Raw genomic sequence first — 17,154 nt, 5'->3', positions numbered from 1 at the left:
GGACATCGCCGTTATCGCGGGCACACAGGTCGCCGAAGACCGTATGTTGGAACGGCTTGAGGGAGCCGACGCGGAACAGAGCCTGCACGAAGCCTTAGAGAGGGCTTTGCTCGCCTGGGCTGCCGGAATGCGAGAGGCCTTACGTGGCGGGCGCGGCATTACAGCTCGTGAGGAAGAAGAGGAAGACGCCGAACGGTTTCGCCTTATCGAAGAGGCCGACTCGGAAAGGGCCTTTCTGCGGGACGAGCTGAAAACCGGCGTGGTCGAGGCGGCTGTGCTGGAACGTGATGTGCGCCGAGAAAGCCGTTTTCGTTTGCTTTCTGAAAAGGAGTTCGAGCCTTTACTGCGTGAGTATCGCTAAAAATGGAAAAACGAATTTTTGGCATCGAAACCGAGTTCGGGTGCATGGTGCGCGATCCTTCGGTTGGAACACCCGAAGAGATCGTCGAACAGGTAAAGGACTATGCCTTCTACGATAAGCGCTATGGGCTGATTGACCTTCATGCGCGTGACTACGCCTTTGAACCGGCACGTGCCGGGGGCTTTCTGCGCAACGGGGGTCGCCTCTATATAGATGCCGTCGGTAGCCATGAGGAGTATGCCACCCCAGAATGCTGCGATCTGCTAGACCTCGTGCGCTACGACAGGGCCGGGCGTATCCTGCTCTCCCGCCTGTTAAAAGACCTACAGCTTAGCCCGGTGGTTAGCTTTCATAACAACAGCATAGACCACTTCGGTGGGCACACCTTCGGCTGCCATGAAAACTATCTGGTGCAGCTTGAAGACCGCTTCTTTACCGATGCCCTCTCAAGCCTCTTGCCGTTTCTGGTAACACGCCAAATTTTTGCCGGTGTGGGGCGTGTGGGCGGGCATCGGCTAACCCGCCCCTCCAGCAAAAACAACATCATGACCCTCAGCGAGCACGAAGTAGACTACGTTTGGGTCTCCAACTTCTATGGGGTAGAGATAGACCCTACGGTCAATTTTCAGCTCTCGCAGCGTGCCGATCACATTGTTAAGACCATTAGCTCGCGCGTCCGCTTCAACCGAGCGATCATCAATCCGAAATGGGATAGCTACTACTCCTACTCAAACCTGCATCGGCTGCATGTGCTCTTCGGTGAAAGCAACATGAGCGAATATGCCCTCATGTTAAAGGTGGGCACGACCTGTTTAGTGCTCGACCTCATTGAGGACGGAATCGCTCCGCCGGATGTGGAGGTGGCCGATCCGTTAGAGACGTTGCGTTCGGTCTCGCGCGATCCCACCATGAAATGGATGGTGCGTTTACGAAACGGACGCACTATTTCGGCCATTGACCTACAACGTCGCTATCTTGATGCGGCGAAACGCTATCTTTATCGGCGTGACCCTCAAACCGATCTCGTGCTCAGAGAGTGGGAAACTATTTTGGACGATCTGGAGCGGGACCCGCTTTCGACCGCCGACCGGCTCGACTGGGCTGCGAAGTTTGTGCTCTATCGGCAGTACATGGAGGAGACCGGGGCAAGCTGGCAAGATGATGTGATGCAGAGCCTCGACTTGGAGTATCATAATGCAACACCGGAAGAGGGGCTGTTCTACGGTTTGGAGCAGGCCGGTCTGATGCGGCGCCTTGTTACCGATGAGCAGGTGGAGGAGGCGCTGACCAATCCGCCCGAAAACACACGCGCCTATGGGCGTGGGCTTATTGTGGCGCAACTTTTAGCACATCCCGGGCTGCGCTACGTGATCGATTGGGATGCGATCTATATCGAGCGCAATCGGCAGCTCGACCTGAAGAATCCGTTCCATACCTACGAGAAAGAGGCCATGCGCTTCTTGCGCGGCGTGTAAGGTTTTCTTGTGCCTACACCTTTAGCCCTTAGGGCGGGCCTAAAACCCGCCCTATAATCATAGGGGGAACTTCAAGGAAGCCATCGAGTCGTACGAAAGTAAAAAGGAAAGAGGAATGGCGCTATGATTCCAATGCGTGCTCATTTTGAGGCCGAACTGAACAGCCTGCGCGAGACGATGCTGGAGATGGCTACCTGTGCCGATAACATGTTGGCGCAGGCAGTTGAGGCGCTGATAAGCGGCAATATAGAGCTTGTGCAGAAGGTGATTGCCCAAGACGATACGGTTGACCGCTACGACATTGAGATCGAGAGTAAGTGTCTGCGCCTCATCGCCACGCAGCAGCCTGTGGCCCGAGATTTACGCACGATTGGAACAGCTTTAAAGGTCATTACGGATGTGGAGCGCATCGGAGACTATGCGGTGGATATCGCGAAGATCGGGCGAAGGCTTGCTCGTGCCCAACAGATTTATCGGCCTCTTGTGGATGTTCCGCGCCTAGCCCATCTTAGCCGGGTGATGTTGCAGGACGCGCTCCAGGCTTTTATTCATCACGATCTCAATCTGGTTGAAAAGGTTATTCGCGATGACGATGAGGTCGATAGGCTCTATCATGCCATGCGAGAGCGCCTCACCCAAGAGATCGTGGAGCACCCTTCGAGCGCCCTTTTGGCGCTGAATATTATGTTCGCCGCCAAATATCTCGAAAGGGTGAGCGATCATGTGGTGAACATCGCCGAGCGCGTTTGGTTTGTGGAGACCGGCGAATTAAAGCCGGCGCGCGAGTTTCTTAACGAAGAGGATTCGCCTTAAACCTCCCCGTCTTGCAGACGGTCTTAGCAGACAGCAACGCAGCGGTCTTGCAGACAGCGATGCAGCGGCCAGTGAGATAGACGATGAAGGGAATAAACTGGCCGCTGAGGGGCAGGGGGCTGCAGAGGGCTGTCCATCTCATGGTTCTAGAGTCAATTCGTGGAGTAAGCCGGTCTTGTTCGCCCCCTATCCCGACCTTTCCCCCGATTCGGGAGGTGCTAGCGCACGGCGATGCAGCGGCCAGAGAGATAAGCGATCATGGAAACTGTGCTGGCCGCAAAGGTGCCTTCCGCGAGGACGCTCATCGCTGGGTACTCCGCTTTAAAAGGAGAGAGATGCACTTAGGGGAGGGGGCGAACAAGGCGCTTGAGGAGGAGGGCTAATTGTCGGCTTTTAGGGATGGCAGGGCGTTTGGACAGCACGTCATAGCCTTGCGATTCGATACGGCGTAAAACCTCCAACCCACCTTGTGTGAACATTGCGATGTCCAATCGAAGCCTTTTGTCTACTCGGTTACAGAGCGCTTGGCCTTCTAGAAACAGCGCTCGGGTGCGTTCGACTTCAAAGCGCATTAACTCGGCAAAAGCCGGTGTGAACTTGCGCGCATGAAGCTCCTCTTCTGAATAGCCAAAGCGAGCCATGTCCTCTAGGGGGATGTAGATTCGCCCTTTCGCGAGATCACGTGTTACATCCTGCCAGAAGTTGGCAAGTTGAAGCGCGGTGCAGGTTTTATCGGACAGGGCAAACCGCTCCGCATCTCGGTAGCCGGCGAGATAGAGTACAAGATGACCTACCGGATTAGCCGAGTAGCGACAATAGCCCAGCAGGTCGTCGTAGGTGGGATAGCGTGTGCAGATTTGGTCTTGGCGAAAGGCATGCAGCAGATGGCGGAAAGGCTCGGGCGGGATTTGGAACCGCCTAACGGTCTCTTCCAGCGCGACGAAGACGGGATGGTGCGGATTGCCATCGTACATGGCATCGAGTTCCGTTTCCCACCAATCGAGCAGCGCCAGCGATTTTTGAGGATCACCGATCTCGTCGCCGAGGTCGTCGCTAATACGGCAATAGGCATAAATGTTATAGAAGTGTTGACGGAGATGGCGAGGGCAAAAGATTGTGGCCACCAGAAAGTTTTCGTAGTGCGATTTGGCGAGACGGGCACAGTATCGCCGCGCCTCCTCTAAGGTCGGTTGGCCCTCATAGCGATAGGGATGCGTAAGAGAGAGTGAATCGCCTGTACTTGTGTTCATAATAAAATGATACCTCAGTCGCATCGCACGGCCGCAAAGTTTTTTAGCCGTTCAGCGGCAGCACCAGTTGAGGGGTTTGAATGGTGTGCTCTGCGGAAATAGAGGTAACGGCGGTGCCGACGGCAAAGAACTCGATGGTGTGGCTGCCCCAGCTATAGTTACTTTCGGTGACGCGGGTGCCCACGATCCCTTCCGCTTGCTCCGCCTCCGCTTCGGCCTGCATGCGCGATAGGGCCAGCTCGCGAGCGTCGTAGAGTGCCTGCGTGTAGTTTTGCAGTTCAACGTTGCGCCCCATTTGGTTAAGGGCTTGCAGAAAGCCTCGGTAGGCCACATGGTAAACGCAGACGCCCATGACTAAGGAGATAGGGCGGTAGCCGGCTTTCAGCAGCGTCCAAAACTCTTGGCCGCTGAGGTCGGAGGTAAACGGCCGATTGCGGTGCGTGCGATAGTGCTCTCCGGTACGGTGGCGAATGGCGGTGCCGATGGCGATGAATTCCGCGATTCCCTCACCCCAGGCGGATTGACTCACCTCAAGGCGCACGCCCACGATGCCGTCGGCTCCCAGAAGGTCGGCCTCCTCTTCCATACGCGTCATGGCCAGCTCGCGTGCCTGATACATGGCCTGTGTCAGCACCGTCATCTCCTGATTTTGGAAGACACGGGCGAACTGAAAGCCGATATGATAGATGGAACTGCCCATAACGAAGCCGACAGGGTCGAAGCCGGCCTCGCGAACAAGCAGAAACTCGTTGACGGAGAGGTCGCTGGTGAAAAAGGCACGCTTTTGCGCGGTGCCACGCATTTCCATGAGGCGCTGGCGAGCGGCCTCCGGCAGTCCGGCCTGAGAGCCGGGGGTATAGTCACTCATATATCAGCCTCCTTTGAGTTGTTGCGCTGTGTCGCTCATCATGAGTTGCAGTTCGATTTGGGGCGTTACATTAGGAGCCGGATAGGGGGCGATGGCGGTGCCAAGAGCAGTGAAGTAGTGGATAACCGCAGAGTAGCGGTTCTCATCTCCTTCAATAAAATCGTGATGCATCTCGATATCGCTGCCTATAATGCCGGTGGCCTGAACCGCCAGAGCTTCGTGCACCATGCGCTCCATGGCGCGCTCTCGCGCTTGATAGAGGGATTGGGTGAAATCGGTAAGCTCCTGGTTCATCCAACCGGTGCCGAAGGGGCTGCTCGCCATCTGGGTGCGCCAGGTGGCCACCTGGCAGAATACACAGCATCCAAAGGCGAAACCCACCGGTCGAAACCCCGCTTGGTGCAAAGTGTAGTAGTCGTGGCCGGAAAGGTCGCTCACAAAGGGCAGGCTGCCCGGCTGATGATAGGTGCGAATAGGCTCCTTAATCGCCGTGCCGAAGGCCAGGAATTCGAGCACGGAGTTTTCGAGGGTACGACGGATGATCTGCATTCCCACAATGCCGTGGGCGCCTAGCAGAGCGGCCTCCTGTTGCATACGGTTGAGGGCGAGATGACGGGCGGCATAGTAGGCCTGGCTAAGAGCGGTAAGCTCCATGGAGCTGCCCGACCAGGAGGGCAGATACTGAAACCCGATCTGGTAGATGGAGCTGCCCATAACCTGCCCAAGAACCTCCACGCCGATGTCACGCAGCAGAAGCTGCTCGTTGATGGATAGGGTGGAAGAGAAACCTCTGTGGGCATTTGCGATGGTGGCGGCCTGTTCACGCAATCGCTCCACGGCGTTGAGCGGCAGCCCACCACCTGCGAGACTCCTAAGGCTCTCTTGTTGACGCTGGGCTGCGTTCGGGTCGTCGGGTTGTCCAAGGCTAAAAAAGCGCATTGTTTTGGTTCCTGGCAGTTAGGATAGGCCAATAAATTTGGCAAGGGCGTTGCGCGCTGCCGCGCTCTTGCGGGCGCGCTCGCCGATCTCTTGATCGAGCGCCGTTACCCACTCTTCCACCGGAATCTCTTCGGTTTTTAAGGCGATGCCTCTTACGATACGGGTACGTGTGGCTCTAAGATTTCCTCGACCGGGGTCTTCCAGCGTGTAACTCCATTCGCTCAGTTGAACACGAATTTGGTGAACGCTTTTGTGTGCAGAAAACAACCCTCCCTTGTATTTCACCTCTGTCTCTTGCGGCAACACCTGGGTGAGCATGGAGGCGAGCAGGTCTAGAAAGGCGCGTTGGTCACGGGTGTACTGTTTGGATAGAGAGGCAGCAACCCCAAATTTCAGCCATTCTGGCTCGTCATCTAGTTGGTCGCTCAATCGAGGTTTCTCCTCCGGCTCATTTTGAAGTCTCTTTCTGCATGGACGTTAAAAACTCCTGCTTCGTTTCTGAATTTGATACAACCGGTGGACGTTTGAAGGGGTCACAGCAGCGAGTGTGGGAACGTTTCAGAAAAGAAAAAGCCCTGTGGGGTAGAATGCATTCACCATTCCAATTTTTTAAGCACGGTGTCGGAAAAGAGAAAAGGAAAATTCTATGCTGTGGAAACGCTGGGAAAGGCCTACCATTTGCTCGATTTGTTGGTTGCTTGGCTTGATGATATTGCTTTTAGGGGCTTCGCGCTGTGGGTGGGCGAAGGATGTTGTTGAGTCGCTTTTCCATCGGGAGATAGCTCACGCAGCCGAGGCGATGGAGTGGCATGGGGAGCCTTTATCTCGTGATACCCTCTATGCGCTTGCCGCAACGGGGATTTCTTGGGAGCCGGTTTGGGGCCGCGCGCATCTGTTTTGGATGGGGTGGGCCCGCTGCGATAAAAAGGATTTGCTCGACAAGAGGAACAAGCAGGTAGGCCAACGGTTAGCAGAGATACAAGCCAGCTATGCCGCCCAGGACTGGAGCCATGTGGTCGATCTGGCGACGAGGGATTTCTCTTTTCGCACTATCACCTGCAACCCCGACCTGAAGCTTGCCGTAGGGGAAAGCTTCTTGCAGTTAGGGCGCCCAGAGCGGGCTTTTCCTGTGTTGGCATCGGCCTATCAGGCGGAACGACTGGGGCGTGGAGGCGACACGATTTTAGAGGAGACGGACTGGAGGGTGCGTCGTGATGCCTTTGAGGCCGCACGCGCAGCGCACCTGACAAAGGAGGCCATTGTTTTCGGGCTTTCTTTGCTGTTTCAGCCCTCTTCCGAAAACCCTCGGGTAAACAACGAGGTATTGGCCTACTTAGAGCGGCAGGGTATCAGTATAGAGCGCGTGGCGTTGGGGATATTGCAGGCCCCGGCACGCCTAACCGGCTTGCCGGCCTACAGCTATGTGGCTGCCGATCTTTTAGCGATGAACCCAAATCCTGAACTTCTGCCGGTATTTATGGCGATGGAGCAGAGCGGAGATGTCTACTTGCGGGCGCGGGCGCTTATCGGTTTGGCGGCCCTTGCCTATCAACCGGACCCTAACACACAAGCAAACCCCTTTGGGGAGGCTCTGCCTTTTACGCCCACGGTAACCGGTTTATCGGCCGATCAACGCGCACAAATTGAGGATATGGCCATACGTGCAGTTCACGATGGGAACTATCGTTTACGCGCTGCCGGCGCCCTCGCGCTGGGGCTGATCGGAGGAGAAGAGAACCGTGCTTTATTGGTGAAGCTGGAGCACGACCCGGCCTGCTATGTTATCCCCACGGGTGTGCGAGGGCTAGAGCAGTTGCGATTCCCGGTAAGGGAGGCCGTGGCATTGGCCCTAAAGCGATGGGGGGGTACCTTCGACCCTGGGGATGGCACCTATTCGGGCAAGGCGCTTGCGCAGGCACGGCGTCACACCCGCGAGGTAACCCACGATTTTGGGGGCATCAACCGCTCGATGGTGAGTGCCCTGTTGGTTTTTCCATTTGACACGCCTTTACCGCTTAGCCCGGTGCGTTTTTGAAGCGGGGGGTGCCACATCGAAGAAGAGACCCGTAGCACGTCTTGTGCGATATCTGAGCTGAGCATAGCGAATTCTCTTGAGCCACGCGTGAAGAAAAAGAGGAGGCATCGGTTAGATGCCTCCTTTTAAGTTAAGGTTTGTGCTAGGTAGGAGAAGCTTTAGAGAGCGCCTTGACCGCTTTTTACGGTGATCTGTGGGGTTGTAGGTTGTGAGGCGCGGTAGCGCAGCACGAACGAGAGTGTTGTGCCCTGCGAAACGCCGCTGCTGGAGATCAGCAAGGTGGGCACGCCGAGTTCGAGCACGCTGTAGCCTGTCGCATTCTGAAGTTGAACGCCCTGAGGTAGCTTAACCAGTAGATGGACAGGCCCGTTGAGGGTCGTTAACGCCGTAAGCGTGCCGTTTTGGATGTAGAGCTTACGGTTGGCATCGAAGGTGGGCGCAGATAGCGAGAGAGTGTAGCCGGAAGAGGGCACCGTTTGGGCGAATTGGAATGTGTAGGTAACCGCGTTTTGAAGGGTAACGCTCGACGTACCGGGGTCGGGCACGTTATTGCCCGGCAGCGGCGGAAGGAACTGATTGGTTAAATAGGGAACCGGCGTAGGCCGACTGCCCAAAGTGCCCCGACGGGCATCGGTGGAGAGGAAGATGGTGCCCGATTCGCCGGTCGTTCGCAGGCACGCGACCATCCCGATGGTGGTTGTTGTTGTCATTCCTTTCGGAAAGAGCACGGTAAGTGGGATGGCGATTTCGAGGCCTGTTACAGGATTGGAGAAGGGGCCGGGACGCGGCTGCCATGCGATCTCGGACGACATAGGCACGAGCTGATTGGCGTGGAACACGTCAATATAGTAGAGGCCGGCTGCGGCGCCTACCGGTGTGGGGCGTGTGGGCTGACTGGCGAAAGGTGCCTCCGGCGAAGAGAAGAGGGTGTTGAGGCGTAACACTCCCACGCCAAAAGTCGCCTTGAAGCCGGGAGGCAGCGTTATGGGTGCGTTGGAGAGCAGACGACCGGCGGGACCGGTGTCGTCGTGAAGGGTGGAAAGATCGTTAACCCCTAGCCCGGAGTGGGTATCGAGATAGAGCGCCACCCCATTGGTGAAGTTTTCTGAGGGGTCTACGCTGCCGGCTAAGCCGATGTAGAGATTGTGATCGTCGTTCATGGCGAAGAGGCCATCAAGCCGGTTAGAGTTCGAGGAGGGCGTTTGGGTTTGATAAACCAGTGCCGGCGGATAGTTTGAGAGATTGCCGGTTGGCGGAGGGCCGAAGATAGGCCTGTTGAGCACGAAAAAGGCCGTAAACTGGTTGAAGACGCCCGGCCGATTTCCGGTGTTGGCGAAAACTCGAACTCGGATCACGTGCAGACCATTTGGCAGAAGGGTGAGATCGATCCCACGCAGCACGAACTGCCCATTTTGTAGTTTGGTCATGGGCACATAACCGTCTGCCAATCCCTCAGGCGTGTTGGAAAGTGGCTGCTGCCCGGCTACCGGCAGGCCGTTGTCTAGCTCGAGCACGGCAGAGTTGCCGTTTGCGTCGGTGGTAACCTGCACATCCATCAGGTCGGTGGTGACGGTGGCAAAGGAGTAGGTGAGATTCTGCCCTGGAGCATACTGCCCCGTAGGGTCGAGATGGGTTTGAAAGCCGATGGTCTGCTCGGGCGAGGTTTCGGCGTCCAACAGTTGGATGGGGGGGATGTTTGGCAGCGCCTGTGGGGCCTGTTGAACGTAGAGCACATAGCCGGTTCCGTTCGCGTAGCTTGTAGTGCCGTTCGCCGGAACGGTGATGGTGACGCTGCCGTTGGATTGAACGGTTACCGGTGGCTCTTGGCCGGTGAGATCGGTGAGGACGGCTCCGGAAGGAAATGCGGTCTGCACCGTTTGTGTGAGGGCGACGCCATCGTCACGGATGTTGATTCCCGCAAGCAGTAGCGATTGCCCGTTCACCTGGCGCTCGTAGATAAGAAGGTTGGAACTGCTGTAGCGTATCACCATGTTGCCACGGGCATAGCGGTTATGCGCATCGAGAAGGGTAAGAAGGAGGTTGTCGCCGGTTCCAACGGCATCGAATCGGCCGGCGCGAGGGAAGTCGGTGTAGTCGTTAGGCTTTTGGTTGTTGCCGTCATAGTAAACCACGGGGCGTTCCGGCCCGGTGAGCGTGAATGTATAGGCCTGATTGCTTGCTGCCGGAGGGCCTTGGTCGGCGCTTTGCACGAAGCTTACCCCAAGGCTCGGCTCCAATCCCCCGAAAGAGAAAGCGAGGCCGGTAGCGCCGTCGGTGCCGAGCGTGTTGCCTAAGGTGGCACCTATGTTTCCTAAACCGCTGGAGTTAAACACGCTATCGAGATTATCTTTAAGCGGAAAGTCCAGCAGGTTCATTCCCACCTTGCCATACTCCCGTAGCTCGTAGTTGGGGTTGACATTTGGGAAATCCTCGCCGAAGACGTAGAGATTGGGGTTAAGCCCATACAGATAGGAAAGCCAGCCTTGGCCGGAGACGATGGGGCCGGGCTGGTAGTTAGAGATGGGTTGGAAGAAGGCCGGTGGAATGTAGCGAACGGCATCGAGACGAAAGCCGTCGAAACCGAAGAAGGTTGTGAGCCACCAACCCCATCGCTTCAGATACTGTCGCACATCTTCTGCTACCGGTTGCCGATTGGGGTAAAGGAAGGCATCAAGCGGTTGACGGATGAAGGTTGGTTTGCCATAGGCGTTGAAGCTGGCGTAGGAGGGCAGGTTAAAGGGACCGGTTTCCGCATCGTTGCCATCCTCTTGTGCGATGTCGGCCATGCCGAGAAGGTCGAAATCGAGGGTTTGATGGGCGAACGGCGGCGTGTTGTTGAAATCCACCCCGTTGTTGTTGGTGTTCGAGGAGGAGAAAATATGGAAGTCCTCGGGGATCATATCGGGGTACTGGTTAATGGGGGTAGAGGCACGATTATCGTTGTGGTTGAGCACGGTATCTTCGTAGACACTCAATCCAAGGCGATGGGCTAACCGAATAAGTTGAAAAAGGTCTTGCGCGGTTCCGTAGTTCGTATCGAGCGAGCCAGACTGGAAGCGATCGCCAAAGTCGAAACGGTCGAAGGGGTTATAACCGACCGAAAGTCCGCCGCCACCGGCCTTTTCACCGGGCGGCAGCCACAGGGCGCCATAGCCGGCGTTAACGACCTCCGGAAGGCGCTGCAAGATGGTGTTATAGGGTGTATCGAACCACTCCAAAATGGGAGAGGACAGTGGAGGCGGCATGTGGCGCACATAGAAGCCGAAGTTTTGAAAGTTGTTGTTGTCGTAGGCCACAGAGCCATCGGTTCCCACGGCCTTAATATAGAACTGCACATTGGTGTTGGGTAGAAATTGAGGCAGCACGAGGAACCAGTGGGTATTGCTGCTGTCGTTGTAGTCAAAGGAGAATGGATAGGCCGTAACGTGGGCGAAGTTATCGGTTGTAACCTCCGCATAGACGCTTTGACCGAAGGCAATGGGATAGGTTTGCGTAACGACGGTCACGGTTTGTGTAGGCTCCACGAAGGCGCCTTGTGTGGGAAGACCGCCGGGAACCCCGGTAAGATAGAGGGCGGTGTTGCCCACCCACTGAACGATGGCGGCGTTGGTGGTGCAGACAGCGAAGAGCAGGAGGGCCAGCGCTGCGCTGAGGACGAGAAGGCCTCGCATTCTAGGTTGTTGAGATTTAGGCATCGTTGCATCTCCCGAGTGAGAATTCGTATTCACAACTCCGATTCCATTGTATCAAAGTTGTCCCCCGATGTCAATAAGTAATTTTACGGGAAACGGTTGCCCTTTATCCTAAAAGACAGACCGATAGTACGGCCGCCAAAGACTCCCTCTCCCTTGCAGAGGGCGGTTTCGGTGGAAGAAAGATTTTGGGCGACCATGGAGAGACCAGGCTTTTTTGGAATTGGGGTGCCGCCGTTCCCGGTTGCATTAAACTGCAACTGCAAACATAGCGATACACCGCGTAAGCGGCATCGTTAGGGGCCTTCTGAAGAATCCCTTTTCGGAAGTCGCCTTGTTGACGTACCCAAATGTTAAAAGGTGAGGTTGGGATGATGCCTTCGACCTCTGAGTCGGAAACGGCGAAAATTTTGGAGTACTGGGTTATCAGCATTCCAAAGGCGTTATAGTAGGCAATGTAAACGCCAACACTGTCTTGAAAACGTAGGCGACTCTTTTCCGTTCCGATGAAGAGCGCGTGTAGGCAAATGGTGTCGGAGCCATTCGAGTTCGGCTTGGCGAAGTCAACATGAAGATGAATGTCCTTGGTAACTTCAGCACTGGCCTTTTCATGGAGGCTGATGGCACCCATAATGCAGCAGAGCAGAACGAGGCGACAAGTGAGTTTAGAGAAAATTCGTGTATATGCCTTCATAGCACTTCCCTCCCTATTCGGTACGATAAATAGTAGCACGATACATGGCTTGTAAACAACCCTTGCCTAAAAGTTCGGTGGTTTTACCTTAGCGCTAGGAATAGGTTTTCAAATCCGACGCTATCCTCTTAGAAACCGGGGTGTTCAAATCGTTGTACCGCATATTGCGATTGAAGCGGTATAAGGATGAGGCCACAAAAGTAGGCAATTGGGAAGGAATTTCGGGCTAGGTTGTACCGGCAATTGTTTGGAAAGGCTCAGCTCTCTTCTGTTGCCCACTCCGACGGGTAATGGGGATGTCCGGCGCGGCGTTCGGCTTCGCGCTCTATGCGATTAAGGGCGCGCTCCAATTGGGCGGCGTAGGCGAGACGACCGTTTTCATCGAGGTTGGGCGGTACGTAGATCGGCTCACCAACAAGAAAAAAGGCGCGGGCGAACGGGAGAGGGATCATGTAGGAGTCCCAACTGCGAATGAGGATGCGTTTAGAAGCGCTAATGCCCACCGGTACAATAGGCGCGCCGGATTTTTCCGCCATGAGGATAACGCCCGGCTGCACCTTGTGGGTAGGGCCGCGCGGGCCGTCGGGCGTGAAGGCCAGCACCTCCCCTTTTTGCACTTTGCGCGCCATTTCGAGGGCGCCGCGCACGCCTCCTCGCCCGGTAGAACCGCGCACCGTTTGGAACCCGAATCGGCGGAATATCCGGTTTTGCAGTTCGCCATCACGGGATAGGGAGATGAGCGCCCAATAGCCGCGGTTGCGAAGGATATTGGCCGCGATGAAGGTGCGACCGTGCCAGGTTACCAAAATAGCCCCTTTGTTCGGCGAGGGGATGAGGCTTTCCATGTTTTCCGTTTGCATACGCAGGGTCTTGTAGATGACACGGGCGAGCAGCCAAATCAGCCACGATAGAATGCGGCATTTAAACTCCTGCATTTTCTCGCGTCGAGCCGACTGTTGGGGGGAGGCCTCTGAGCTTGGTTGCGTAAGGGTTTCCATGAGAGCTACTTAACGAGCTATTCAAAGCCTTTAAGTTGGGTTTCGTAGAGGCGTGCGTAGTAGCCTCCGGCGTTCATAAGCTCCTGATGCGAACCCATCTCCACGATGCAGCCATCTTGCATGGCGAGAATGCGGTCGGCATTAATGATGGTTGAGAGGCGATGGGCGATGACGAGGGTGGTGCGCCCCTGCATGAGATGTTCTAGAGCCTCTTGGACTAAGGCTTCGGAGGAGGCATCGAGCGATGAGGTGGCCTCATCGAGGATGAGAATGCGTGGATTCATAAGGATGGCGCGGGCAATAGCAATCCGCTGCTTTTCGCCACCCGAAAGGCGAATACCGCGATCGCCCACAATCGTATCGAGGCCGTGTTCCATACCTTCGATAAAGGAGGCATTGGCCGCGCGTGCCGCCTCCATGATCTCCTCATCCGTGGCATCACGGCGTCCGTAGGCGATGTTGTCGCGCAGGGTTCCGGCAAAGAGCCACGTCTCCTGGGGAACCACCCCGATCTGTCGGCGCAACGATTGAAGCTTCACGGTACGTACATCAATGCCATCAATGAGCACGCGGCCGGATGTGGGATCGTAGAAACGGGGGATAAGGTCTACGAGGGTAGATTTGCCGGCGCCGCTGCGCCCTACAATGGCGACCACCTCGCCGGGGCGCACCTCGAAGTCAATGTTGCGCAGCACCAAAGGCGAATCGGGGCTATAACGGAAAGAGACGTTTTCAAACCGAATATGGCCCTCAATGGGGGGCAGTTCAACGGCGTTCGGCAGCTCTTTCACTTCCGGCTCGACATCGAGAACCTCATCGAAGATGCGGGAGGCAGCAGCGAGCGCCTGAGAGCGCATAGAGACGAAACTGCCGAGGCTGCCTACCGCACGGGCCACGTTGTCAAGCAGGAACAGAAAGGCAATTAAGGCTCCGGCTGTAAGTCCACCTGGCTCTACATAGTTGCGCACGGCATCCGGCACCGGCATTCCCGGATGGAGGCGGTTAAACTGCTCCACCATAACGTGCTGTGTATGCACGGTGTGGGCTACCATGTTGCCGCCCACATACATCACGAGGGCAATACCGAAGGCCCCGATGAACTCGATGAGAGGGCGTAGTTGAGCGCTACGGCGTACTCCGCGCATAACCGCCTTGAGCGTCTGCTGGTTCTCCGTGCGGAAACGCGAAATTTCATGATGCTCGGCGGCAAATGTTTTGACCACTCTTACGCCGGCGACCGTCTCCTCGATGATGCTGGTGACTTCGGCTAACATGCTCTGCACGGTGTGGGAGATTTTGCGAATGCGCTTGCCGATGCGCGAAATGGTGAGAGCCATGAAGGGGAGGAAGAAGATGGCGATGAGGCTAAGCCGCCAATTCATATAGAAGAGCAGTGCCAGGCTTACCAGAATGGTGAGTGGGTCGGAGATCATTTGGCGCAAGCTCATGGCCGCATTTTGGATGGCCTGCACATCGTTGGTAAGCACCGACATGATGGCTCCGGTGCGGCGACGATTGAAAAACGAAAGGGATAGGGTGTGCAGATGGGCAAATATCTCCTCTCTTAAGCGAGAGACCACGCTATTGGCCGTGAGCGAGAGGAAGTAGTTTTGCCCGAAGGAGAAGATGCCCTTGATGATGAAAACCACAACGACGGCGGCGCACATGAAATTGAGGTGCCCTACGCGACCATCGAGCATGGAGTCGACCACGCTTTTGATGAACTTGGCCAGACTGGCATCAATGGCGGAGGTGAGGGCAGCGCAGAAGAGGCCGACGGCCAAAATCCAACGGTGAGGCTTCAGGTAGGCAAGAAGGCGACGCTGCGTATCTTCTTTACGCATGGGGGCCTTCCTCCGTTGTCTCGTTGGGGAGGGCATCGTTTTTGCCGCAAGCGAGGGCCAAGGCGATTCGCGCCGTTCTAGCGCTTGCTCCAGGCTCACCTAAAAGATTTCGAACTTCCAAAAGGGCTTGTCGCATCTGCTTTCGTGCACAAAGATCGGTTAATAGGTGCACGGCACGCTCCGCAATGGCTTGGGGTGTTGCCTGCCACTGTATCAGTTCAGGGACGATAGGCCGATCTGCCAGTATGTTCGGCAGAGCGATGTGTTTTATTTCCTGCACCTTTTTATCCATACGTCGTAGGCGATACTCTAGCTCCATCCACTTCGAAACTTTGTAGAGCACGATCATGGGTGTTTGTAAAACAGCGGCCTCCAAGGTAGCCGTGCCGGAGCACACCAGCAGCAGATCGGAGTGCGCCATGAGGTCATAGGTAGAACCCTGAGTCAGCACAAGGGGAGGTGAGGATGGCATGGCAACTTGGGGGCGCCACTCTTTTTGAGATAGTTTCGGTGAACCGAGCAGCGCTCCGCCTTGAGTGGCGAGAGCCGGTTGCGGCAGTGTTTTGGGCAAACTCTTCGAGCGATGCGCCCATTCTTGAACGTTATCGGGCCTTCGTGCTGCGAGGCGGTCATGCGCTATGGGATGCCTAGCGATAAGGGTCTGGACAGATTCCAGCGCGAGGGTGGGGGCCACGGCCACGGCGAACTGCGCTTTTGGCACCTCGCGAGCGATGTGTGGGATGCTTTCGATGAGGGTAGGCAAGAGGTTGTTTACCTCATGCAGGCGGCTACCCGGCAGCAGACCGATGAGAGGAGCATGAGGGTCTAGACCAAGAGATTTGGCAAACACATCGCGTGTGGTGCGGGGGGCTACACGGTCGAGCAGGGGATGGCCCACGTAGAAAACACGCGCTGTTCCGTGACGGTAGCGTTCCTGCCCCCAGGGAAAGGGCAGAGCGATGCCGTGCACGATATGGGCTAGGTCTTCGCGTAGGGTGGTGGTGCGTCGCCAGCATCCAGGGGGAATGTAGTAGAGGGTTTTGAGGCCGATCTGCCGGCAATAACGCGCAATGCGCACGTTGAAGGCCCCGAAGTCAATGAAGACAACCAGGTCGGGGCGACGATGGGCAAGGGTTTTGCGAAGGTGCGGGGCGATTTTAAGCGCCAGCAGCGGAATTTTGGGCAGGGCAGCCACTATTCCAATAGCGCTCCACGAGGCGCTATCGCCTAAAAGCTCTACGCCGGCCTCTGCCATGGCGCGAGAGCCAAGCCCCCAAAGTTTTACTTCGGGTTCTAACTCTCGAAGGGCGCGTGCCAGGCTTGCGCCGGCCAGATCACCGGATGGCTCCCCGGTTAAGATGGCGATCTCCATAGAATGCAATTCCCGCTCGATCAAAGCCGCTTAAGCTAAAGCGGAGGGGGGTTATTGGCACGTCCGTTGAACCCTTCACGGGTTCTTTGAATGAAAGCGATAAGATGGTTCAGTTCGGGGCTAGGGTCAATCTCCTCCTCAATCGCTTCCAAAGCCTGTGAGACGTTGAGGTTAGAGCGATAGAGTAGTTTATAGGCCTGCCGCAGGTCGCTGCGAATCTTCGCGGGCACGTTGGCACGTCGTAGCCCGCGAATGTTGATGTCGTAGACGCGCGCAGGCCGCCCGGTAGCCAGCATATAGGGGGGAATATCTTGGGTAACGCCGGACATACCGCCGATCATGACAAGAGTGCCGATGGTACAGTTTTGGTGAACGCCGCAGATGCCGCCGAAATTGGCATAGTCTTCTACCGTGACGTGGCCGCTGATGCCCACATAGGACGAGATGGTAACGTGGTTGCCGATGATGCAGTTATGGCCTATGTGGGCATAGGCCATGATCATGTTGTTGTTGCCGATGCGGGTGTACTCGCCTTCTCCGGTGGCGCGATGAATGGTGACGTACTCGCGCACGATGTTGTTATCACCGATTTCGAGGTAGCTTACCTCCCCTTTGAACTTGTAGTCTTGCGGAGGACCGCCCAGCATGGCGCCACTGTAGATTTGGCAGTTGCGGCCAATGCGGGTGTTTTCAAATATCTGCACGTGGCCATGCAGCACCGTTCCGGCACCGATGAAGCAGTTCTTACCGATGATGCAGTAAGGCCCGATCTCCACATCGGGTTCTATTTCGGCCCGGGGGTCAATGATGGCT

General features: G+C 56.2%; 14 protein-coding genes. 4 read left to right on the top strand and 10 right to left on the bottom strand.

What is annotated here, in order from left to right:
* The 3 genes from VKV29_RS06120 to phoU all read left to right on the top strand — a co-directional run.
* Positions 1-361, top strand: a 361-nt coding sequence (locus VKV29_RS06120) for a hypothetical protein (protein ID WP_324200423.1), incomplete at its 5' end; no start/stop codon positions are given.
* A 2-nt stretch (positions 362-363) separates the two neighbouring features.
* The gene (locus VKV29_RS06115; RefSeq protein WP_324200422.1) at positions 364-1,836 is read left to right on the top strand and encodes a proteasome accessory factor PafA2 family protein; all 1,473 of its coding nucleotides are present in this window, start codon (positions 364-366) and stop codon (positions 1,834-1,836) included.
* Between the two features lie 123 nt (positions 1,837-1,959).
* Positions 1,960-2,649, top strand: coding sequence for a phosphate signaling complex protein PhoU (gene phoU / locus VKV29_RS06110; protein WP_324200421.1), 690 nt, complete (start codon positions 1,960-1,962; stop codon positions 2,647-2,649).
* A gap of 341 nt (positions 2,650-2,990) precedes the next feature.
* On the opposite strand, the gene hpnC is transcribed toward phoU, so the two are convergent.
* From hpnC to VKV29_RS06090, 4 genes are read right to left on the bottom strand one after another with little or no spacing between them, the layout of a single operon-like run.
* Complete coding sequence (gene hpnC / locus VKV29_RS06105; protein WP_324200420.1) at positions 2,991-3,899, bottom strand: squalene synthase HpnC; 909 nt, start codon at positions 3,897-3,899, stop codon at positions 2,991-2,993.
* A 43-nt stretch (positions 3,900-3,942) separates the two neighbouring features.
* Entirely contained in the window at positions 3,943-4,767 is an 825-nt protein-coding gene (locus VKV29_RS06100; RefSeq protein ID WP_324200419.1) for a heavy metal-binding domain-containing protein, read from the bottom strand.
* Positions 4,768-4,770: 3 nt separating this feature from the next.
* A complete protein-coding gene (locus VKV29_RS06095) occupies positions 4,771-5,706 on the bottom strand; it encodes a heavy metal-binding domain-containing protein (protein WP_324200418.1) in 936 nt (311 codons plus the stop codon).
* An 18-nt stretch (positions 5,707-5,724) separates the two neighbouring features.
* Positions 5,725-6,135 carry a hypothetical protein gene (locus tag VKV29_RS06090; RefSeq protein WP_324200417.1) on the bottom strand — a complete coding sequence of 137 codons (411 nt, stop codon included), beginning with the start codon at positions 6,133-6,135 and terminating at the stop codon, positions 5,725-5,727.
* 217 nt (positions 6,136-6,352) lie between these two features.
* Here VKV29_RS06090 and VKV29_RS06085 point away from each other — a divergent pair, with 217 nt between their 5' ends.
* Positions 6,353-7,741: a hypothetical protein gene (locus VKV29_RS06085; RefSeq protein ID WP_324200416.1), complete on the top strand. Its 1,389-nt coding sequence runs from the start codon at positions 6,353-6,355 to the stop codon at positions 7,739-7,741.
* 158 nt (positions 7,742-7,899) lie between these two features.
* On the opposite strand, the gene VKV29_RS06080 is transcribed toward VKV29_RS06085, so the two are convergent.
* The 6 genes from VKV29_RS06080 to lpxA form a co-directional block, all read right to left on the bottom strand.
* Positions 7,900-11,436, bottom strand: coding sequence for an alpha-amylase family glycosyl hydrolase (locus VKV29_RS06080; RefSeq protein ID WP_324200415.1), 3,537 nt, complete (start codon positions 11,434-11,436; stop codon positions 7,900-7,902).
* Between the two features lie 103 nt (positions 11,437-11,539).
* Positions 11,540-12,127: a hypothetical protein gene (locus VKV29_RS06075; protein WP_324200414.1), complete on the bottom strand. Its 588-nt coding sequence runs from the start codon at positions 12,125-12,127 to the stop codon at positions 11,540-11,542.
* 257 nt (positions 12,128-12,384) lie between these two features.
* The gene (locus VKV29_RS06070; RefSeq protein WP_324200413.1) at positions 12,385-13,125 is read right to left on the bottom strand and encodes a lysophospholipid acyltransferase family protein; all 741 of its coding nucleotides are present in this window, start codon (positions 13,123-13,125) and stop codon (positions 12,385-12,387) included.
* A gap of 17 nt (positions 13,126-13,142) precedes the next feature.
* Entirely contained in the window at positions 13,143-14,969 is a 1,827-nt protein-coding gene (locus VKV29_RS06065) for an ABC transporter ATP-binding protein (RefSeq protein ID WP_324200412.1), read from the bottom strand.
* A complete protein-coding gene (locus VKV29_RS06060) occupies positions 14,962-16,341 on the bottom strand; it encodes a hypothetical protein (protein WP_324200411.1) in 1,380 nt (459 codons plus the stop codon). Before VKV29_RS06060 ends, VKV29_RS06065 begins: the two co-directional genes overlap by 8 nt.
* 35 nt (positions 16,342-16,376) lie before the next feature.
* Positions 16,377-17,154, bottom strand: a 778-nt coding sequence (gene lpxA, locus VKV29_RS06055; protein WP_324200410.1) for an acyl-ACP--UDP-N-acetylglucosamine O-acyltransferase, incomplete at its 5' end; no start/stop codon positions are given.

The sequence above is a fragment of the Chthonomonas sp. genome (assembly GCF_035294165.1).
Lineage (GTDB): Bacteria > Armatimonadota > Chthonomonadetes > Chthonomonadales > Chthonomonadaceae > Chthonomonas.
The sequence above is the reverse complement of the archived record's forward strand: the minus strand, read 5'-3'. Positions and strand labels throughout refer to the sequence as shown.

Excerpts from the sequence above, each read along its gene's own strand:
- VKV29_RS06115 (WP_324200422.1), top strand. The coding sequence starts at position 364 with ATGGAAAAACGAATTTTTGGCATCGAAACCGAGTTCGGGTGCATGGTG.
- phoU (WP_324200421.1), top strand. The coding sequence starts at position 1,960 with ATGATTCCAATGCGTGCTCATTTTGAGGCCGAACTGAACAGCCTGCGC.
- hpnC (WP_324200420.1), bottom strand. The coding sequence starts at position 3,899 with ATGAACACAAGTACAGGCGATTCACTCTCTCTTACGCATCCCTATCGC.
- VKV29_RS06100 (WP_324200419.1), bottom strand. The coding sequence starts at position 4,767 with ATGAGTGACTATACCCCCGGCTCTCAGGCCGGACTGCCGGAGGCCGCT.
- VKV29_RS06095 (WP_324200418.1), bottom strand. The coding sequence starts at position 5,706 with ATGCGCTTTTTTAGCCTTGGACAACCCGACGACCCGAACGCAGCCCAG.
- VKV29_RS06085 (WP_324200416.1), top strand. The coding sequence starts at position 6,353 with ATGCTGTGGAAACGCTGGGAAAGGCCTACCATTTGCTCGATTTGTTGG.
- VKV29_RS06080 (WP_324200415.1), bottom strand. The coding sequence starts at position 11,436 with ATGCCTAAATCTCAACAACCTAGAATGCGAGGCCTTCTCGTCCTCAGC.
- VKV29_RS06075 (WP_324200414.1), bottom strand. The coding sequence starts at position 12,127 with ATGAAGGCATATACACGAATTTTCTCTAAACTCACTTGTCGCCTCGTT.
- VKV29_RS06070 (WP_324200413.1), bottom strand. The coding sequence starts at position 13,125 with ATGGAAACCCTTACGCAACCAAGCTCAGAGGCCTCCCCCCAACAGTCG.
- VKV29_RS06065 (WP_324200412.1), bottom strand. The coding sequence starts at position 14,969 with ATGCGTAAAGAAGATACGCAGCGTCGCCTTCTTGCCTACCTGAAGCCT.
- VKV29_RS06060 (WP_324200411.1), bottom strand. The coding sequence starts at position 16,341 with ATGGAGATCGCCATCTTAACCGGGGAGCCATCCGGTGATCTGGCCGGC.